The sequence below is a fragment of the Mesobacillus harenae genome (genome assembly GCF_013343715.1).
Lineage (GTDB): Bacteria > Bacillota > Bacilli > Bacillales > Cytobacillaceae > Mesobacillus_A > Mesobacillus_A harenae.
Window position 1 is genome coordinate 48710 of sequence record NZ_JABUNR010000012.1, and the last position, 19442, is coordinate 68151.

The window sequence follows — 19442 nt, forward strand, 5'->3', positions numbered from 1 at the left end:
ACTATCAGACAATAAAATAAAAATGAAGAAAAACTATTTCCAGTAAATAATACACAAAGAAATCCAGTATGGTTAATGGCAGACTAAAAAGCTGAGGAAGGCTTTCCTCAGCTTTGGTAAACTACTTGGGTTATTTGTAACTGATTGCTCTGGAACTTAATGCTTTCCAGGAAGAAATAAATTGCTCTCTTTCAACCTTGACTTTTTGCTTGCCAGATAAAGGATCATTTAGGTAAACAAATTCAGCATCGAATCCAACAAGCACGACAGCATGCAAATCTAAAGGAGTCTTTATAAGCTGTTTGCCGTGCTCCCAAGCTTCCCAGCGGTCAGGCAGTCTATAGTCACCAGTAGTCCAAACAACTACAGGAAAGCCTCTGCCAACGTGTTTAAGAACGTCTTTGAATGGCTGGCCAGTCAAATTAACAGCCCTTCTTGGCAAGTACTCATTAACCAATTTTTCCATGGGTTTATCGAAGACTGCGTATCCTGGCTTATTGCCTTTCATATCTCCTACAAATCCTACTGCAGGATCTCCCCATTTCAAAATGTCCCCGCTTGGGGATTTGACAATCGGATCGGGGTCTTTTGCAATTTTTTGATATAGCTCCATCTTACTGACATTAACACCGGCATAGTGAAGAACCATGCTTAAACTTGTTACCTCACAACCGTATTTCAACTCAGGATTTTGTTTAATTAGCGGAACGCTGAGCAAAACACTCTGGTTTTTCTCGGCCGACTCAAAGGTTAGAGGATTAAGGAATTGTTTTTCACTAACCACCAATTCTTTTTTACTCTCAGTTAATACTGTTGCTTCCTGCTCTTCAGACAGGTTATGTCCGCATCCTAGCAAAGGAATCAGGGCGCTGATGAGGTACCATTTGTTCATTAAAAACATCCCTTCATCAGGGCTCTATCCATATTATTGTGCTTCGGAGCAAACTTATGTTATGAGGAAACTGGCAACTAAGAAATGAATATGAAGGAGAGAACTTAAAGCGTAAAATACTACGGAAATATTCTGAAATAGATTATAATATACAGAAAAGATTTTATGGAGGGAGGGGAAACGGATGGATATATTAGATGTTCTAACAGATCTAGAGAACGTTGTCCCTTTTTTTCAGCCGATTTTTAGTGCTGATGAACATCGGATTATCGGATATGAAATTTTAGGGAGATATCACTCACCTGACTCAGGTGTAGTAAGTCTGGGGCCTTTTTTCTTAGATAGCCAAATACCTGAGGAATATAGACTTGAGGTTGATAATACGGTTTTAATTAAAGCATTAAACAAATCATTGATGCTCGAAAAAGATATGCTGTTATTTATCAACCGGGATGCTGATATCTTAATGCTGGATGACGGAGAGCAGTTTTTGGAACAGATCCTCCAATTTTCTAAACAAGGAATCTCTCCTGATCGGATTGTATTAGAGATCTCGGCACGTAACTATATTGGGGAATTGGAACATCTCGACCATTTATTAAATTATTACCGGACATATGGAATAAAAATTGCTTTCGACAAAATAGGTGATGACAGCAGCCATTTGGATCGGATTGGACAGCTTTCGCCTGATATTCTAAAAGTGAATTTGCAGGTTCTCCGTTCGACTGCAGCCGGCGCAGCCTATCGCGACATTTTATATAGCCTTTCGTTATTGGCAAGGAAAATTGGAGCAACTTTATTGTTTGAGAATATCGAAACAAGCTTTCAGCTGCAGTTTGCCTGGAAAAACGGCGGACATTACTATCAAGGTTATTATTTATGTCCCCCTGAGGAAGAATTCTCTCCTAGGAATATTCTAAAAGAGAAGCTTAGAGGTGAGTGTCATTCCTTTATCTTGTCTGAGAAAAAGAAGCTGGAGCAGCTATTTTCGTTGACGAATGATCTGCAGGAAAGGATACAGGACCTTCTCGCTAAAATGAAGAAGCAGCAAAGTTACGCAGAATTGCTTCGGTCCTTAAGTGGAGGTTTGGAAGGAATTGCTTTTCGTATGTATATCTGTGATGAAGACGGTTTTCAGCTGTCACCCAATCTTTTTAGAAACATCCGGGAGTGGGAGCTCCAGTCAGCATACATCGAGAAAAACTGGAGTTGGCGTCCTTACTTTTTGGAAAATATTATTCGGATGCGCTACGGGAAGAAAGGGATTTTATCGGATCGCTACAGCGACATTGAAACTGGGGAAATTATCAGGACCTTCTCTTGCCCATTGGCAGATAAAGACTTTTTATTTGTAGACCTCTCGTCGACATACTTATATTCACGCGAAGGAATGCTATAATAACCGGCTGTTTGTATAGGAACTCAATAAAAAAGCCACTCTATGCTTAAGAGCCTTCTTAAGGAGGAATGGTGCTAATGAGTTTGTATATGATGATACTCGCGGGAATAGGTGCAGGAATCTTGCTTGTTTCGTTTTTTTATACATTGTCGTTGTTCAGGTCGCGTGGTGTAGTGGCTGAGCATGACTCTAAAATCCCTGAAAATGTGCAAGAACATCCTTATTTACGAAATCCTGTCTTCCTCACTTATATAATTGCTGCAGCCCTCGTCGGTCTTTTAATCATCATTTATGCATTTTCTGGCCCCTGGTAATTCTAAATTACCTGGGGCTGTTTCTATTTATAATTTTATAATTGGGGCCTATTCTATCTTATTTGACAAGCCCTTTCACTTTATGTGTGTTTTTTCGAGCGTTAATTTGGGTATCAGGAAGATAAGGTAAATTTAATGTCAGATGATAAGGTAATTTTACGAACGATATATTGTTTTTTGACGCAAAATTGTTGATAGAATAGGAATTACTTAAGTTTTACTAAAGGGGAGAACAAGATGGACAAGCGCCCGGCATTATTGTTACTGCTCATTTTTTTATTACTTCCTTACCACGCAAGTGCTGATTCTAATTTCGACGATAAAAATGAAGTATTTGGCTTTTTAAAGTCAGCTTTTCAGGCCCAAGTATCGCTGAGTGAAAAGAACCGGACAATGCAGGAAGTTGATGCTGTATTAGATGAATATTTTTCACAATCGTATAAAGAACTGTTCAAACAGGAAAATTTAGTGCAAGAGGGGAATTCTTATCGTACATATGGATCAGATTTTGCCCCCTATTATATTCCTTTCTACAACTTTTCGGATAAAACAAAGGTTATAGAGGATGAGGGGAAGATCTATGTGGTTGAGTTTTTTTCTGGAGATCACGAAGGTCCTGTCAATTATGAGGACCATTATGAGGGCCTGCTGTTAGAAAAGGAAAGCGAAAAGTGGAAAGTTGCGGAGTACATGTTTGATAACATTCCGGAATCTGTGCTTGAAAAAGGTTTTCCAGTGGAAAATGAAGTAAAGGATGATCTTGATTTAACAGTTCTGTCTGCCGATCCTTTTTCGTCGATTTCCAATTCTGGCCCCGCGTTTAGTCCATCAAAAAAGCTAATTTTCTTTTTATCTCTAACGGGTAAAGGGGTTAAACAAAAATATTTAGCATCTGTAAATCGTGACTTTTATGTAGCCTGGCAATAAACTAAGGTGTCCCAAAAGGGACACCTTAGTTTATTCTTAATACCTCTTTAAGGCGTGGAAGGTCAAATCCGGTAATAATCTGTTCTCCAACAATAACTGCAGGTGTAGAGGACAGTCTGTAACCATCTAAGAACTCCTTCTTGGCGGACGGATTTTCACTTATATTTCGTTCTTCAAACGCAACCCCGGATTCCTGAAGAAATAATTTAACGATTTGGCAGGTAGGGCACTCGTTTTGAGAATATACTACTACTTTATCCATTGAATTAGCCTACTTTCTTTTTTGCAAATAATCAATTAAGCCCATTGCACTTACACTCAAGTCAAGTGACAAAATTTCAAAGGCCTGATGATTTCTATCAATGCCTTTCTCCAGTAAATAAATTGCAACTCTGTTTTGCAAGCGTTCTGTCGTCATAAAGACTTTTTCAAGGAATTCATTCCCTTCTAAAAAAGCACTCTCTGCTTCTTCTAAAAAGACTTTCAGCCAGTCCTCTACCTGCTTATAGACCTCCTCAGGATTAGAGGACATCCCATAATGACCAAAATAAATGTATTTTAGGGAGAGACTTTTAAATAGCTCCAGCGAGTGTAGCATTTTCTCGGGACTAAACTGATTTGGAGACGTAGACGGAAGATAGAGCTCAATTCCTTCTCTTACTAGCTGCGGATATCGGATTCCCGCTGTATCTCCTGTAAACATACCTGATGTATTCGGATGGAAAATGCTGAAGTGGTGGTTAGAATGGCCAGGACTATCATAAAACGTGAGAGTACAATCAGGTCCAATAGTTAGGGATTCACGGTCGTTTTTGACGATCAGCTGCTCACTGGCAACTGGTAAAATAGGGTCAAATAATTCATCAAACCTTTCTCCATAAACGGACTTTGCACCAGCAATCAGCCTAGAAGGATCCTCTAAATGCCTGATGCCTTTTGGATGAACGACAACCTTCGCCTGAGGGCAATGGGTAAGCAGCAACCCTGCTCCGCCTGCATGATCCAAGTGGATGTGAGTAACTATAATGTATTTAACATTCTCGGGTGAGAGCCCCAGCAAATTTAATCCCTTAAGGATTTTGGGGACGGATGGGCTGGCGCAGGTTTCAATCAAAGTTAGATCTTGTTCTGTAAGAACGTAAGTACCAGTTCGTTCTTCCATCTTTAAATCGTAATCATCAATTAAATACAGATTTTCGGCTAACTTCTCTGGTTTTTGCAAAAAAACACTTCCTTTACATCCTTTTACTTGTACAATCTCTCTCATTATTTTATTCTGTTAATATTGACATGTAAAGAAATGGGTTTGAATTTTCAGATTACATTCTTTACGGTATAGAAACAAATCAATAGTTAATCCTATTGATAGTTGTTTCTTTGGTTGAAAGGAGAGGGAATATGTCACAGCTTCAAGGAATAATTACACGATTAAAAAACCTTCAGGAACAATCCAACGGAGGAGAACCGGCTCAGCGCTTTTTCGAGGTTAACGGTGAGCGTAAGTGCCAAGTAACATATCACCCGAAAACAGAAACATACGAATTGGAAGTATACTTGGAGAAGGAAAAGCCTAAAAAGTATCAATTCGACAATATCGATATGATTACGATCGAAATTTTTGATTTAATTCAGTAGGACAAAAAGAACTCGTCAAGAGTTCTTTTTTTATTTGACTTTGTAATGGTTTAAGCTGATTCAACCCTAATGACATTAGTCTAACAACGCGCCTTCCAGCGGGAAAAGAGACATCGAGACCGTGAAAGTGAGGTGCGAATGAGATGGAAAAAGGCGGGTACAGTGAATCGGCAAGTAAATTCCATAGCCTTTTGTTGTTTAGGTAAGTAGAGCAACGAGATTGAGGCATGCTAAGAATAAAAATGGGGGTGAGGCATATGATGCCATTCATACTTTGTCCTAAGTGCCATAATCAATCGGAGCTGGACAGGACCTTAACAGCTCAATCAAATCAAAATGTCATTTATAAATGTCCTAACTGCAGCTATGAGTTGAAAAATATAAAAACTAGCAAAGGCTGAGCGCCAAAAACGCAAAAGTGAGGAAAACTGTGATAAAATAATGAGAGGTGAAATCAATTTTAGAGGAGTTTTCGGCAATGATAAGTCTTCATAGCGGAGAGTTTTTAGAAATGAATGTTCAAGAATTAATGATCCCCTCTGAACGGGTCGCCCATGTCCAATTGGGCAATAATCTTGAACATGCGCTTTTGGTTCTGACAAAAAGCGGGTACACTGCTATTCCTGTCTTAGACGTTCACTACCGTCTGCAGGGCTTGATCAGTACCCCGATCGTTATGGACGCAATTCTAGGGCTGCAGCGCATCGAATTTGATCAACTTGATCAAAAAAAGGTTGAGGAAGCGATGAACAGCAGCATTCCTAGGCTGAAAGCAAATTCTACAGTCCAGTCTTCATTAGCATTGTTAATCGACCATCCTTTTCTTTGCATAGAGGATGATGAGGAAGTATTCGTAGGAATTTTAACTAGAAGGACAGTATTGCAATTGTTAAATAATAACGTGCGGAGATTTAAAAAATAACACTCAGCTCCCGAACATGGCCGGGGGCTGATTTTTTGAGTACATAGGTTTTAAAATTTAGTAATATTATAAAAGTTATTTTGAATAATTTGTTGGAGTGCAATCTTTCTAGTGAGGTGAGAACTATGGGGGAGGCTGCTGACAAGAGCAGTAAAAAGGGTGTTCGAGAGACAAAGCGGCCACTAGTATTAGCAACTGTAATGCTCGCTATGTTTATGGGAGCTATTGAAGCTACAATTGTATCAACAGCTATGCCTGCGATTGTAGGGGATCTCGGAGGCTTTACGCTGTACAGCTGGGTGTTTTCTGCTTATTTGTTAATGAATGCTGTTACCGTGTTGATTTATGGAAAGCTTTCTGACCTTTTTGGCCGCAAGCCAATCCTGACGTTCGGGATTGTCGTTTTCCTTATCGGGTCACTATTATGCGGATTTGCGAGTTCGATGGAATGGTTAATTGTTTCTCGGTTTATACAAGGATTTGGAGCAGGAGCGGTCATGCCGATTGCTACCACAATCGTTGGAGATATCTATACAAAGGAAGAAAGAGCGAAGATTCAGGGCTATTTATCAAGTGTATGGGGAATCTCCGCAGTCATGGGACCTGCTATTGGCGGACTGCTAGTTGAATTTGTGAGCTGGAGATATGTCTTCTGGATCAATATTCCGCTTGGATTTTTGGCAATTGCGGGACTTTGGTTATTTTTAAATGAGAAGATTGAAAAGAAAAAACACAAGATCGATTATGCAGGAGCCATTCTGCTTACACTATCGATCAGCTCCTTAATGATTGTGCTAGTAGAAGGCGGCGCGAATTGGCCTTGGTCTTCAATTCAGGTACTGAGCCTTATAACAGTAAGTGTAATAGCGTTCGGATTGTTTATTTTCCAGGAAAAGAAAGCTCCAGAGCCGATGATGCCCTTCTCTATATGGAAAGAGCGAACTATTTTTGTGGCAAATGCAGCATCTCTCACGACAGGGGTAATGCTCATTGGAATATCCAGTTTTTTACCTGCTTTTGTCCAGGGGGTTATGGAACGTTCTCCTATAGTAGCAGGGTTTACCTTAACAACAATGTCAATAGGCTGGCCAATTGCGGCTACTGTTGCTGGCAAGCTGCTGCTGCGGATCGGCTACCGAATGACTTCCCTTATTGGAGGTATCCTGCTCATCTTAGGCAGCATTATGTTTGTAACACTTACCCCAGAGGCAGGACCTCTTTGGGCTGCTGCCGGCTCGTTTCTAGTTGGAGCGGGTATGGGAATGACAACAACATCTTTTATTGTGTCTATTCAGAGCTCTGTCAGTTGGCAACAGCGAGGGATTGCCACAGCTTCTAATATGTTTATGAGAAATCTGGGGAATACCATCGGGGCAGCACTCCTGGGAGGAATCCTAAACAGCCAAATTCTAGCTTATATTAACGAGCATGGAGGCAAGGCTGGAGAAGGCTTAACAGTGGATTCTGCTAATGTTCTTTTAAATGCTGACGAGCGAAGCAGACTCCCTCAAGAAGTTAAGACTGTGCTGCAAGATGGTTTAACTTTTTCACTGCAGTCTGTTTATATCGGTGTTTTATTATTTGCTATTATTACCATTATTTTAATAGTCTTTATTCCAAAGAAAGATCAAGAAACACAGGCCCAATGATTTATTTTTAGAGGAGGAGTTAAATGTCTTCCCTGTCAGAATTTAATCTGTTATCAGTCCTTGCCCAGGAAATGAATATGAGAAAAGCTGCCGAGCGTTTATTTGTCTCGCAGCCCGCCTTATCACAAAGGCTTCAAACGCTCGAAAAAGAATGGGGCACTCAGCTGTTTATCCGCTCTCAAAAAGGTCTGACACTGACTCCTGAAGGCGAGCTTGTTATCCGGTTCGTTAACGAGGTGCTTTCAAAGGAAGACAAAGTTAGAGAATCCATCCATGCTTTAAATTCTGAAGTGCATGGGACACTTAAAATTGCAGTAGCTTCAATTGTTGGTCAGAATTGGCTTCCACAGGTGCTTAAGAAATTTATTAATAAACATCCACAGGCCAAAATATCTCTTATTACTGGCTGGAGCAGTGAGATTTTAAAGTCTCTTTATGAAGATCAAGCTCATATTGGAATCATTAGGGGCACGCCTGATTGGAAGGGGGTCAAAATCCATCTGTTTAAGGACAGCCTGTACCTTGTTGATACAGTAATGACGAGGCCTGAACAGGTGCTGGAAACAGACCGCCCCTTTATCCAGTTCAAAAGTGACTCTAATTACTATCAGGAAATACAGGATTGGTGGATGCGCCAGTTTAAGACTGCACCGAAACGGACAGTGGTCGTCGATCAAATTGAAACCTGCAAACAGATGACATTTAACGGGATTGGCTATGCAATCCTGCCTGCAATTACGTTAAATGGTGAGGAGGAAAATATCTTTAAAATTCCTCTGCTAGATGAAAATAACGAACCGATTAAACGTGATACCTGGCTGCTTGGGTATGAATCTGCCTTTCAATTAAAGCAGGTTCAGGCGTTCATAGAGGTAGTTAAGGAATATATAGAAGAAACAGACCAATAACAAGGATGGTTTTTCTTGTTTTCATCTCTTTTGTTTGTTAAAGTATTTTTTAGTTATACATAAGGAGGAATTACAATGAAAATGATGGATGCTAATGAAATTATCTCATTTATTCAAAATAGCAAAAAGTCTACCCCAGTTAAGGTGTATGTTAAGGGCAACTTAAAGGGTATCGACTTTGGAAATGAGTCAAAATCATTTATTTCAGGGAACAGTGGAGTTGTGTTTGGAGAATGGGCTGAAATTAACCAAGCCTTAGAAGCGAATCAAGGCAACATTGAAGATTTTGTTGTAGAGAATGATAGAAGAAACTCAGCTATCCCCCTTTTAGATATGAAAAATATTAAAGCTCGTATTGAGCCGGGTGCGATTATTCGTGACCAGGTTGAGATTGGTGATAACGCAGTTATTATGATGGGTGCAAGCATCAACATCGGAGCTGTAGTTGGTGAAGGTACCATGATCGATATGAACGTAGTTCTTGGCGGACGTGCAACAGTCGGGAAAAACTGCCATATAGGTGCAGGTTCTGTTCTTGCAGGTGTAATTGAGCCTCCTTCAGCAAAGCCTGTAATTGTTGAAGATGATGTAGTTATTGGTGCAAATGCAGTTGTCCTTGAAGGTGTAACTGTAGGTAAAGGTGCTGTTGTCGCAGCTGGAGCCATTGTAATTGATGATGTCCCTCCATACACTGTGGTCGCGGGTACTCCAGCTAAAGTTATCAAAGAAATTGACGAAAAAACAAAATCAAAAACCGAAATAAAACAAGAACTCCGCCAGTTATAAAGAAAAGCGGAGGTGCCTTGAACAGCCCCGAAAAGCGCTGGAGAGCCAGAGGGTGAAAGTCGCTTTTTGACTTCGGCAGCTGGATCGAAGCGACTCGAGGGGCTAGCACCGCAGCCAGCCAAGAAAAGCGGAGCCGACTGACCAGGGGCGACTTGGATACTCAATATTTTTCGTTAATGAGCGTGGATGATACATCCACGCTTTATTTCTACATAAAGAGAAGCTGAAAGCCAGCATCTAAAAGGAGATGGAATGATGACAATGCATCCGCTAGTCAAGATAAGACGGGACTTACATAGGATACCTGAATTAGGTTTTGAGGAGTTTAAGACACAGGCCTATTTATTAGACTGCATTCGTTCTCTTAACAGCTCAATAATAGAAATAGAAACATGGAGGACAGGCATATTTGTCAAGATCAACGGCACAAACCCCTCTAAAACAATTGGTTATCGGGCAGATATCGATGGACTCCCTATTACAGAAGAAACGGGATGCAGCTTTGAATCTGAACACAAGGGAAATATGCACGCATGTGGACATGATGTTCATATGACAATAGCGTTGGGACTTATTAACCACTTTGCATCAGCGCCGATAAAAGACAATCTCTTATTTATCTTTCAGCCAGCCGAAGAGGGACCCGGCGGGGCAGAACCGATGCTGAAATCTGAAACAATGGCAAAATGGAGGCCAGATATGATAATGGGTCTGCATGTTGCACCAGAGTATCCGGTCGGAACCATTGCAACTAAGCCAGGTCTATTATTTGCTAATACTTCTGAGTTATTTATAGATTTAAAGGGGAAGGGCGGTCATGCTGCCTATCCTCATCAAACAAATGATATGATAGTCGCTGCTTGCTCACTAGTGACTCAACTGCAAAGTGTTGTGGCGAGGAATGTAGATCCGCTTGACAGTGCTGTAGTAACAATCGGTAAAATCACTAGCGGAACGGTCCAAAATATCATTGCTGAAAAGGCGAGAATCGAAGGTACCATTCGTACTTTATCCAGTGAATCAATGGATAAGGTAAAAGATAGAGTTCGTGCTTTAGTAAAAGGAACAGAAATAGGTTACCAGTGCGAATCCGCAATTGATTTTGGGGCTATGTATTATCAAGTATTTAATGAGGAATCAATTACGATGGAATTTATGGAGTATGTTCAGTCAACATCAGATATGAAGCTGGTTGAATGCCGGGAAGCAATGACTGGAGAAGACTTTGGTTATATGCTTAAAGAAATTCCAGGATTTATGTTTTGGCTAGGTGTTGAATCTGATTGGGGCCTGCATAATGCTAAGCTCTTTCCAAATGAAGATGTAATCGAAAAGGCAGTCAAATTTATTAGTGGTTACATTCAATATAAAGGGAATTAAAAACCGGGAAGAATTCCGGTTTTTTTATATTGTTAAATTCAGATAAATTTCTAAGAGATTCGGAGTCACCAATTTGAAGTTTGTCCAGTTAGAGAGTTATATTAAAATTTTTTAAATAGTATTGGTTTGCTGTTGACACGATCCATTCGGGTATAGGTGTATCAACTTAGCCATATAGTATCAGCCTTGCACGTGAATAATCTTGCTGCGATTTCCAATGTGGCTCATAAAAATACAATAAATGTTTCGAGTAATAAGGGCAAATCGAGTATGATTTTGTCCTTTTTAGATTGCTCATATTTTACACTGCATATTTTATACTGGAAAAACAGTGGAACACTCGTATTCGGCCAGGGCTTAATCCCTGGCTGCTTGTGCTGTGAATGAGCCCTGTATTCGGACAAGGTCCAGTTCTTCGCTGCTTATGCAAGCCAAATGACCTCCACATTCGACTTACCCGAGCACATTCCCCCTCGTGCTGTCTGACTAGTCTTAAACTTGGTGGATATTTCCCACGAGTCTCATATATTTCAGACTTCATTAAGGTATACAGAACATTCTAAATTACAAAAAAATCCTAAAATTCACTTATTACTGGAAATATATTTCGAAACCCGATATATTTATTTATACGTGCTTAAAAACCAAAGGGGGAGAACAGGTGGAAACTTTTCGGAAATTAAAGAAATTTTACTGGCCCTTCAAAGTATATTTTATTTGGTCAATAATGTTCCTGGTGGTTGTAACAGCGATAACAGTTGTTTATCCTATTGTGCTGCAAATTACCATAGACGAAGCAGTTCTTGGAGGAAGGTATGAGTTAATTCCGTTGCTTACTATTGGTTTTGTTGGAATTATGATTATAAAAGGTGCAGCTACATATATCTACCAATATACTGGAGATTTATTTGGAATCCATTCCGTTTACCAGCTTCGTAATTCCCTTTATGCAAAACTCCAATATCTATCCTTTAAATACTACGATAATGCAAAAACCGGGGATCTTATGTCAAGACTGACAGCAGATGTGGAAGCATTTCGCTTCTTTTTATCATTTGGTTTTTCAGAACTGATCCGTTTCTGTTTGCTAATTTTAATTAGCTTTTCGGTAATGTTTTATTACTCTATCACTCTTACAATTGTTACTCTTATTACCCTGCCTTTCCTGGCAGTTGTTGTATTTAAATTTGATAAAGAGGTTCATCCTGCATTTAGAGGGATACGAAAGTCGTTTGGCAGTCTTAATACTAAAGTGCAGGAAAATATCAGTGGTATTAATACTGTAAAATCTCTATCTCGTGAAGACTTTGAAATCAAAAAATTTAATGATTCCAACAGAGACTATAAAGATAAGTATTTGTTCACATCAGAAATATGGGCAAAATATTTTCCGTTAATGGAGCTCCTCGGGAACCTAAGCGTGGTTTTATTGCTCGGCTATGGCGGCTACCTCGTTATGGTAGAAGAGATCCTGCCTGGGGAACTAGTCGCCTTTTATAGCCTTCTCTGGTATATTATGTGGCCGATTATGAATCTCGGTTTTGTTATTAACCAATACTCGCAATCAAAAGCATCTGGCGAACGACTTCTGGAGATTTTAGAAGCTGAAGAGGAAATTGTGGAAAAGGACGGGGCTGTTCACGTATCTGCTTTTGAGGGTAATGTGGAATTCGATAATGTGACTCTTCGTTATGGAGTTGATGACAAAGCAGCGATTTATAATCTTTCTTTTACTGCGAAACCGGGTAAGATCATTGGTTTAATTGGCTCCACGGGATCAGGGAAGACCAGTATCACCCAGTTGCTGACCCGTTTTTATGAACCGAATGAGGGAGAAATACGGATTGATGGACAGGAAATCAGCAATTATTCAATCCAATCTTTAAGAGGGAATATTGGCATTGTTCTGCAAGAGTCGTTTCTATTTTCATCTTCAATTAAAGCGAATATCTCCTACGGCAGGCCTGAGGCAGAAATGGATGACATAATCGATGCTGCTAAAAGAGCCCAAGCACATGATTTTATTTCAGCTCTTCCCGATGGATATGACACGATTCTTGGAGAAAGAGGGATGGGGCTCTCAGGAGGCCAGAAACAACGAATTGCGATTGCTCGGGCTATATGTGTAAATCCGAGTATTTTAATTTTGGATGATGCCACTAGCGCTGTAGATATGGAAACCGAATTTGAAATTCAAAAGGCTCTTAATGAAGTTATGAAAGGAAAAACAACTTTTATCATTGCACACCGGATTTCCTCCTTGCAATATGCAGATGAAATTCTAGTGCTAGAAGACGGCAGAATTGCCGAAAGAGGAAATCATAAACAGCTTGTTCAAAACGCAGGCCTATATCAAAGAATCTATGAATTGCAATATAAAGATCGTGATAAATTACAACGTTCCTATACTAGCTAAAATTAAGGAGGTGCGCTCGTGACAAAACATAAGCACGATAATACAGCGAACAGGTTTCATTATTCCACTGACCTTGTCATTGAAAAACCGTTTAACTGGAAGCAAATGCTTAGGCTTTTTTCTTATATACTTCCGTATAAAAAAAGTCTAGTGCCGTTATCAATTATTATGGTCCTGATAAATACAGCTGTACGGCTCATGATTCCGATTTTAATTGGTGTGTATACGCTTGATCAGGCAATTGTTGAGCGGGATACTTCAATGCTGATTAAGCTAGTGATATTAATAGCAGCTTTATATGCCGTTTCTTATTTTGCTAATATATTTAGAATCCGCTGGATGAACGAACTTGGACAAAACGTGATTTATGATTTAAGGAAGCATCTATTTACTCATGTACAGAATCTTTCCCATCGTTTTTTTGATCAGCGTTCCGCTGGTTCCATTTTAGTGAGAATCATGAATGATATCAACTCACTGCAAGAGCTATTTACGAACGGTGTTATAAATTTATTAATGGATATGATCTTACTGGCAGGGATTTTTGTTATCCTGTTTTCATTAAGTCCTGAGCTCACTCTTGCGATAATGGTTATTCTGCCTGTTATGTTTTTTATATCGACAAGTCTTAGGAAGAAAATACGGCGATCATGGCAGACTGTCCGTTTAAAGCAAGCAAAGCTTAACTCTCACTTAAATGAAAGTATACAAGGAGTCAGAGTTACCCAGTCTTACACGCAGGAAAAAGAAAATATGCTTTATTTTGATGGCGTTAACAAAGAAAGTTTCGAAAGCTGGAAAGAAGCATCCCAGAAAAATGCAATGTTCAGGCCTCTTGTCGAACTGACTAATGCACTTGGAACTGCTGTGCTTATCTGGTATGGCTCTTCCTTAATTGGGAATGGTATTTCGATCGGAGTCTTTGTATCCTTCGCTTTTTACCTAGGAATGTTTTGGGAGCCGATTTCCAGGCTGGGGATGGTCTATAACCAGCTTTTAATGGGAATGGCCTCATCAGAAAGAATATTTGAATTTCTAGATGAAAAACCAATTGTATCTGAAAGAGAGAATACAATTGAACTTAAGGAAGTTGAAGGACATATAGAATTTGATAAAGTTATGTTTTCCTATGATGGAAAAAGAATGGCTTTAAACGAAATAAATCTTGAAATTATGTCAGGACAGACTGTAGCCTTTGTTGGTCATACCGGTTCTGGAAAAACGACTATCGCAAGCCTGGTCAGCCGGTTTTACGATCCGGATAATGGACGGGTCCTCGTAGACGGTAAGGATTTAAAGGATGTGTCTATTTCAAGCTTGAGAAACCAAATAAGCATTGTCCTGCAAGATACATTTATTTTTTCTGGTACAATTATGGATAATATTCGTTTTGGACGCCCATCAGCAACCGATGAGGAAGTTAAATCAGCAGCAAAAGCAGTCGGGGCGGCAGATTTTATCGAGGAACTTCCTAAAGATTACCTTACAGAAGTAGAGGAACGGGGCAATATTTTATCTGTAGGGGAAAGGCAGCTTATATCTTTTGCACGTGCACTTTTGGCTGACCCGCAAATTTTAATACTTGATGAGGCGACGGCTAGCATAGATACGGAAACGGAAGTTAAAATTCAAAAAGCGCTTAAAACACTTTTAAAAGGGCGAACTGCGATTATGATCGCACACAGGCTTTCCACTATAAGAGAAGCTGATAATATTTTCGTGCTTGAAAATGGCAGGATTATTGAAAAAGGAACACATGATGAACTCATGAATTACGAAGGAGAATATCACGACCTTGTAAAATCCCAATTTAATATGCTTGATGCAATATAAAGCCTTCGATAAGAAGGCTTTTTTCTTAAAATTCACCTCTTAGCTTTTCTTTGTAACTATTTTACAGTGAAAACCGTCAATCCATATAAAGAGAAAAAGGGGTGAACAGTATGAAAGCTATAAGATTAATAGTGATTTGTTTAACAGCATTGCTTATAAGTGCATGCAGTTCTAATGATTCTGCAGAAGATCATAATATGGGCGGCAATGAGGAAGCTAGCAAGGCGCCCTCTGAGTCCGGGGATTCAATGCTTAATGAAGACACCTCAGTAAGCGAGAATGTTAAAACAGACGTTCAGGAGGAAGCTTTCAGAAAGGATAGAAAAGTTATCTTTAATGCGTTTCTTAATCTTAGGGTTGATAACTTTAAAAAAGCACAATCAAGTTTAGAGGCGAAAGCTGAAAGCTATGGAGGCTATATTGTAAATTCACAAACAAATAATTACGATGATCAATTGAACGGAAATATGGTGTTTAGAATTCCGGACAACCATTTTCAGGATTTTCTACATGACTCTGAGGGAATTGCTGCAGAAGTGACGGAGCGCCAAGTAACGGGGAATGATGTAACGGAGGAGTATGTTGACCTAGAATCAAGGCTTAAATCGAAAAGGACCGTCGAGGCACGCTTGCTTGATTTTATGAAGGATGCAGCAAAGACTGAAGACCTATTGAAAATATCAGAGGATCTTAATCGAGTACAGGAAGAGATTGAACAGCTTCTTGGCAGAATAAAGTACATAGATAATCAAACAGCTTATTCTACCGTGACCATTAACATGATGCAAAATCTTGTTAATGTTCCTAAGGTAGATAGTACCCAATTAAACACTTGGGAAAAGACAAAAAAGCAATTTGCAACAAGTTTAAATTTTCTGCTGGTAGTATTTTCAGGGTCAGTTATTTTTCTAGCAGGAAATTTACCGATCTTTTTAATCGGCGGACTTTTAGGCTGGCTTTTTTATTTTATCTATAAAAGGAAAAAGGATAAAAGAGCTTCAAGGGATTAACAAAGATATGTGCGAGCCTTTTTGTAAGTAGGAATTATCTGAAGAAAATCTTTTCTTTTTACTCTAGTGTGCTAAAATGGGGAAAGATTCTAGACTTAACATAAGTGGAGGAATAGGTTGTGAAAAAAGAATTTGCTGTGATCGGACTTGGCCGTTTTGGGGGAAGTATTTGCCGTGCATTGGCCGAGGAAGGTCTCGAAGTTTTGGCAATCGATAATAATGAAGATAGAGTAAATCAATACGCAGCAATAGCTTCTCACGCCGTGGTAGGGGATACAACGGATGAAGCTGTTTTAAAAAGCCTTGGAATAAGAAACTTTGATCATGTTATCGTAGCAATTGGCGATAATATTCAGGCTAGTATTTTAACTACTCTTATTTTAAAAGAGCTTGGAGTAAATAAAGTAACTGTGAAAGCGCAAAACGATTATCATGAGAAAGTATTAAGAAAAATTGGAGCTGACCAGGTAGTTCACCCTGAACGAGATATGGGCAGGCGAATTGCGCACAATATTGTTTCAAACAACGTTCTTGATTACCTAGAGCTTTCTGATGAACATAGCATTGTTGAAATTGTAGCCAATGACCGTCTGAGTGGCAATTCTATTATTCATCTTGATATCCGTGCTAAGTATGGAATCAACATTGTAGCAATAAAACGAGGAAGAGAAATTATCGTTTCACCGCAGGCAAACGAGCTGATAGAAAAAGACGACATCCTAATTGTCATTGGTGCAGACGCCGACATAAACCGCTTCGAAAAGAAAGTAATGGGTTAAAGAAAAGCGGAGCCGACTGTCTAGCTTCGACAAGCGCTGGAGGGCCAGAGGGTGAAGTCGTTCTTTGACTTCATCAACTGGACCGAAGCGACACGAGAAGCTAGGAGGCGAGGCTGGAGAAAGAAAAGCCACGCTCGTAGCTCGCCGCGTCCTGCGGCACTCGCCTGACTAGGACATCCTGTCCGTCGCTCGCCGACTGTTTAGAAACAAGCAAACTGGAGAATCCGCCAAAGAAGCGTACTTTGCTTCTGTCGAAGGATTCGAAGTATGCCAGTTTCTAGGAGTAATACAATAATGAAACGCAAAAAGAGCCTTCGGTATTGAAACCGCAAGGCTCTTTTGTTATTTATTATTTTCCTACTTCCATAATGATAGGAAGGATCATAGGGCGGCGCTTTGTTTTCTCATACAGGAATGGGGATAATGTATCCGTGATTTCGTTTTTGATCTCGGACCATTGAGTAGTTTTGCGTTCCATTACCTTATTAAGATGACCAGCGATAAGTTTCTGAGCATCATTAATTAAATCACCAGATTCTCTCATATAAACAAATCCGCGGGAGATGATATCTGGTCCAGCAGCCACTTTAAATTCCTTCATATTGATGCTGACCACTACGACTACAAGGCCTTCTTCAGATAAAATCCGACGGTCGCGCAGCACGATATTCCCTATGTCACCGATACCGCTTCCGTCAATATAAACGGATCCGGAAGGGATCTTACCTGCCACTTGAGCTTCGTTTTCACCCAATGCAAGCACTTCGCCATTATCCATGACAAAACAGTTTTCTTCAGGAACACCACAATCAATAGCAAGTTTAGAGTGCATCTTCTGCATTCTAAATTCACCGTGAATCGGCATGAAGAATTTCGGTTTGATAAGACGAAGCATAAGCTTCTGTTCTTCTTGGCTGCCATGGCCTGATGTATGGATATCATTCAGTGAGCCATGAATAACTTCTGCTCCAGCACGATAAAGCTGGTTAATTGTTCTGCTAACACTGATTGTGTTCCCAGGGATTGGTGAAGATGAGAAAATCACCGTGTCACCAGGGTTAATCTGGATTTGACGATGTGTCCCGTTAGCGATCCTAGATAATGCTGCCATCGGTTCACCTTGGCTGCCAGTACATAAAATCGTTACTTGATTAGCTGGAAGGCGATTGATTTGCTGAGGTTCAATAAAGGTATCCTTTGGTGCTCGGATGTATCCAAGATCTAACCCAATTTCAATTGCATTCTCCATGCTGCGCCCAAAGACAGCTACTTTTCTTCCCGTCATGACAGCGGCTTCAGTAGCCTGCTGAAGACGGTGTATGTTAGAAGCAAACGTGGCGAAAATAATCCGTCCATCAACTTTACGGAAAATATCCTGAATGCTTTCTCCAACACGTCTTTCAGACATTGTGAAGTTCGGAACTTCACTGTTTGTGCTGTCAGAAAGTAAGCAAAGCACTCCGTCTTTTCCAATCTCAGCCATTTTGGTCAGGTTAGCTGGTTCTCCAACAGGGGTGAAATCAAATTTGAAGTCACCAGTGTGGACTACTTGTCCAGGAGGTGTTTTGACAACGATACCATATGAATCAGGAATGCTATGAGTAGTTCTGAAAAAAGTCACAGAAGTTTTCCTGAATTTAATGATGTCATCTTCTTTGATTTCAATTAACTTTGACTGTCTAAGCAGTCCATGTTCTTCCAGTTTTTTTCGGAGAAGGCCAAGGGCAAGCTTTCCGCCATAGATCGGAATATTAATCTGCCTCAATAGATATGGAATGCCGCCGATGTGGTCCTCGTGGCCATGGGTAATAAAAAGGCCCTTAATTTTGTCTTCATTTTTGACTAGGTATGAGTAGTCAGGTATCACGTAATCTATTCCAAGAAGCTCGTCCTCAGGGAATTTAATGCCAGCATCGATCAGAATGATTTCATCCTGAAACTGAACCCCATACGTGTTTTTACCTATCTCTCCGAGTCCTCCTAGTGCAAATACTGCTGTTTGATCGTTTTTGACAAATTTCATAAATTATTCAATCTCCAATACTTCAAAGTCTTCATTCTGTTGTTCGTATTCCAAATATTTACCCTTAACAGCCTCAACATATTCAATATTAAAAGGACGGTCTGAAAGTTTAGTTCTTACTTCCCGCTCCGAGTCCGCGGCCATGTAAATCGTTTTTGTGTTTTCTCGAACAGGTACCTGTTTGAGGGATTCCTGATAATAAACTTTAAAAATCATTATATTCTCTCCTTAGTCCGATATATCTTTTTCTATTATATATAAATCTTATCACATTTTCATTTATTTTCTAAATTGGAAGAATCAGTCCAGTATCCCATTTTGAAAAATTTTCCGCTTTCACCAATTTACAATAAGGAAGGAGCCCTTCGCAAGTTTGAAGGGCTCGTAAATTCTAAGCGATTGTTTTTTTTCGAAGCATGTCATTCCACTGTTTTAAAAGCTTGCGTCTCAGCTTCTTTAACATTGTGGTCAACTCCTTAATTCTTATTTTAAACGATCCTTGTCCAAAGTAAAGCAATTGGGGAAGATTTATACAGTTTTACCTTGTAAAAAAGGCTTTCTTTTTA

Annotated in this window: 18 protein-coding genes; 13 read left to right on the forward strand and 5 right to left on the reverse strand. The window is 39.8% G+C overall.

Annotated features, from left to right (window positions below):
* Nucleotides 1-130: 130 nt before the first annotated feature.
* Nucleotides 131-892 (reverse strand): C39 family peptidase, encoded by a 762-nt coding sequence (locus HRJ06_RS14905; protein ID WP_174733745.1) that lies wholly within the window; start codon nucleotides 890-892, stop codon nucleotides 131-133.
* A gap of 184 nt (nucleotides 893-1076) precedes the next feature.
* On the opposite strand from HRJ06_RS14905, the gene HRJ06_RS14910 reads away from it, so the two are divergent.
* The 3 genes from HRJ06_RS14910 to HRJ06_RS14920 all read left to right on the forward strand — a co-directional run bounded on the left by HRJ06_RS14910 (nucleotide 1077) and on the right by HRJ06_RS14920 (nucleotide 3535).
* Nucleotides 1077-2294 (forward strand): EAL domain-containing protein, encoded by a 1218-nt coding sequence (locus HRJ06_RS14910; protein WP_174733746.1) that lies wholly within the window; start codon nucleotides 1077-1079, stop codon nucleotides 2292-2294.
* 77 nt (nucleotides 2295-2371) lie between these two features.
* Nucleotides 2372-2608, forward strand: a complete 237-nt coding sequence (locus HRJ06_RS14915) for a hypothetical protein (RefSeq protein WP_174733747.1) — start codon at nucleotides 2372-2374, stop codon at nucleotides 2606-2608.
* Between the two features lie 237 nt (nucleotides 2609-2845).
* A complete protein-coding gene (locus HRJ06_RS14920; RefSeq protein ID WP_174733748.1) occupies nucleotides 2846-3535 on the forward strand; it encodes a DUF3993 domain-containing protein in 690 nt (229 codons plus the stop codon).
* Nucleotides 3536-3560: 25 nt separating this feature from the next.
* Here the strand turns inward: HRJ06_RS14920 and HRJ06_RS14925 are convergent, their stop codons facing one another.
* Together HRJ06_RS14925 and HRJ06_RS14930 are read right to left on the reverse strand one after the other, a co-directional pair.
* Nucleotides 3561-3797 carry a glutaredoxin family protein gene (locus HRJ06_RS14925; protein ID WP_174733749.1) on the reverse strand — a complete coding sequence of 79 codons (237 nt, stop codon included), beginning with the start codon at nucleotides 3795-3797 and terminating at the stop codon, nucleotides 3561-3563.
* Nucleotides 3798-3806: 9 nt separating this feature from the next.
* Nucleotides 3807-4757, reverse strand: coding sequence for an MBL fold metallo-hydrolase (locus HRJ06_RS14930; protein ID WP_174733750.1), 951 nt, complete (start codon nucleotides 4755-4757; stop codon nucleotides 3807-3809).
* A 176-nt stretch (nucleotides 4758-4933) separates the two neighbouring features.
* On the opposite strand from HRJ06_RS14930, the gene HRJ06_RS14935 reads away from it, so the two are divergent.
* The 10 genes from HRJ06_RS14935 (at nucleotide 4934) to HRJ06_RS14980 (ending at nucleotide 16853) form a co-directional block, all read left to right on the forward strand.
* Nucleotides 4934-5170 carry a YkuJ family protein gene (locus tag HRJ06_RS14935; RefSeq protein WP_174733751.1) on the forward strand — a complete coding sequence of 79 codons (237 nt, stop codon included), beginning with the start codon at nucleotides 4934-4936 and terminating at the stop codon, nucleotides 5168-5170.
* A gap of 478 nt (nucleotides 5171-5648) precedes the next feature.
* The gene (gene cbpB / locus HRJ06_RS14940) at nucleotides 5649-6092 is read left to right on the forward strand and encodes a cyclic-di-AMP-binding protein CbpB (RefSeq protein WP_174733752.1); all 444 of its coding nucleotides are present in this window, start codon (nucleotides 5649-5651) and stop codon (nucleotides 6090-6092) included.
* A 125-nt stretch (nucleotides 6093-6217) separates the two neighbouring features.
* The gene (locus HRJ06_RS14945) at nucleotides 6218-7741 is read left to right on the forward strand and encodes an MDR family MFS transporter (RefSeq protein WP_174733753.1); all 1524 of its coding nucleotides are present in this window, start codon (nucleotides 6218-6220) and stop codon (nucleotides 7739-7741) included.
* Between the two features lie 23 nt (nucleotides 7742-7764).
* A complete protein-coding gene (locus HRJ06_RS14950) occupies nucleotides 7765-8649 on the forward strand; it encodes a LysR family transcriptional regulator (RefSeq protein WP_174733754.1) in 885 nt (294 codons plus the stop codon).
* 75 nt (nucleotides 8650-8724) lie between these two features.
* On the forward strand, nucleotides 8725-9435 hold the full coding sequence (gene dapD / locus HRJ06_RS14955; protein ID WP_174733755.1) for a 2,3,4,5-tetrahydropyridine-2,6-dicarboxylate N-acetyltransferase: 711 nt from the start codon (nucleotides 8725-8727) through the stop codon (nucleotides 9433-9435).
* 252 nt (nucleotides 9436-9687) lie between these two features.
* Entirely contained in the window at nucleotides 9688-10815 is a 1128-nt protein-coding gene (locus tag HRJ06_RS14960; RefSeq protein WP_174733756.1) for an N-acetyldiaminopimelate deacetylase, read from the forward strand.
* 661 nt (nucleotides 10816-11476) lie between these two features.
* On the forward strand, nucleotides 11477-13231 hold the full coding sequence (locus HRJ06_RS14965; RefSeq protein WP_174733757.1) for an ABC transporter transmembrane domain-containing protein: 1755 nt from the start codon (nucleotides 11477-11479) through the stop codon (nucleotides 13229-13231).
* A gap of 18 nt (nucleotides 13232-13249) precedes the next feature.
* Nucleotides 13250-15064 (forward strand): ABC transporter ATP-binding protein, encoded by a 1815-nt coding sequence (locus HRJ06_RS14970; RefSeq protein WP_338421107.1) that lies wholly within the window; start codon nucleotides 13250-13252, stop codon nucleotides 15062-15064.
* A 110-nt stretch (nucleotides 15065-15174) separates the two neighbouring features.
* Entirely contained in the window at nucleotides 15175-16074 is a 900-nt protein-coding gene (locus HRJ06_RS14975; protein WP_174733758.1) for a DUF4349 domain-containing protein, read from the forward strand.
* Nucleotides 16075-16193: 119 nt separating this feature from the next.
* Entirely contained in the window at nucleotides 16194-16853 is a 660-nt protein-coding gene (locus HRJ06_RS14980) for an NAD-binding protein (protein WP_174733759.1), read from the forward strand.
* Nucleotides 16854-17202: 349 nt separating this feature from the next.
* Here the strand turns inward: HRJ06_RS14980 and rnjA are convergent, their stop codons facing one another.
* Nucleotides 17203-18876, reverse strand: coding sequence for a ribonuclease J1 (gene rnjA / locus HRJ06_RS14985; protein WP_174733760.1), 1674 nt, complete (start codon nucleotides 18874-18876; stop codon nucleotides 17203-17205).
* Nucleotides 18877-18879: 3 nt separating this feature from the next.
* The gene (locus HRJ06_RS14990; RefSeq protein WP_174733761.1) at nucleotides 18880-19092 is read right to left on the reverse strand and encodes a DNA-dependent RNA polymerase subunit epsilon; all 213 of its coding nucleotides are present in this window, start codon (nucleotides 19090-19092) and stop codon (nucleotides 18880-18882) included.
* Between the last annotated feature and the right edge of the window lie 350 nt (nucleotides 19093-19442).

Excerpts from the sequence above, each read along its gene's own strand:
- HRJ06_RS14950 (WP_174733754.1), top strand. The coding sequence starts at position 7,765 with ATGTCTTCCCTGTCAGAATTTAATCTGTTATCAGTCCTTGCCCAGGAA.
- HRJ06_RS14925 (WP_174733749.1), bottom strand. The coding sequence starts at position 3,797 with ATGGATAAAGTAGTAGTATATTCTCAAAACGAGTGCCCTACCTGCCAA.
- HRJ06_RS14975 (WP_174733758.1), top strand. The coding sequence starts at position 15,175 with ATGAAAGCTATAAGATTAATAGTGATTTGTTTAACAGCATTGCTTATA.
- HRJ06_RS14960 (WP_174733756.1), top strand. The coding sequence starts at position 9,688 with ATGATGACAATGCATCCGCTAGTCAAGATAAGACGGGACTTACATAGG.
- dapD (WP_174733755.1), top strand. The coding sequence starts at position 8,725 with ATGAAAATGATGGATGCTAATGAAATTATCTCATTTATTCAAAATAGC.
- HRJ06_RS14920 (WP_174733748.1), top strand. The coding sequence starts at position 2,846 with ATGGACAAGCGCCCGGCATTATTGTTACTGCTCATTTTTTTATTACTT.
- cbpB (WP_174733752.1), top strand. The coding sequence starts at position 5,649 with ATGATAAGTCTTCATAGCGGAGAGTTTTTAGAAATGAATGTTCAAGAA.
- HRJ06_RS14935 (WP_174733751.1), top strand. The coding sequence starts at position 4,934 with ATGTCACAGCTTCAAGGAATAATTACACGATTAAAAAACCTTCAGGAA.
- HRJ06_RS14905 (WP_174733745.1), bottom strand. The coding sequence starts at position 892 with ATGAACAAATGGTACCTCATCAGCGCCCTGATTCCTTTGCTAGGATGC.
- HRJ06_RS14945 (WP_174733753.1), top strand. The coding sequence starts at position 6,218 with ATGGGGGAGGCTGCTGACAAGAGCAGTAAAAAGGGTGTTCGAGAGACA.
- HRJ06_RS14910 (WP_174733746.1), top strand. The coding sequence starts at position 1,077 with ATGGATATATTAGATGTTCTAACAGATCTAGAGAACGTTGTCCCTTTT.
- HRJ06_RS14990 (WP_174733761.1), bottom strand. The coding sequence starts at position 19,092 with ATGATTTTTAAAGTTTATTATCAGGAATCCCTCAAACAGGTACCTGTT.
- HRJ06_RS14915 (WP_174733747.1), top strand. The coding sequence starts at position 2,372 with ATGAGTTTGTATATGATGATACTCGCGGGAATAGGTGCAGGAATCTTG.
- rnjA (WP_174733760.1), bottom strand. The coding sequence starts at position 18,876 with ATGAAATTTGTCAAAAACGATCAAACAGCAGTATTTGCACTAGGAGGA.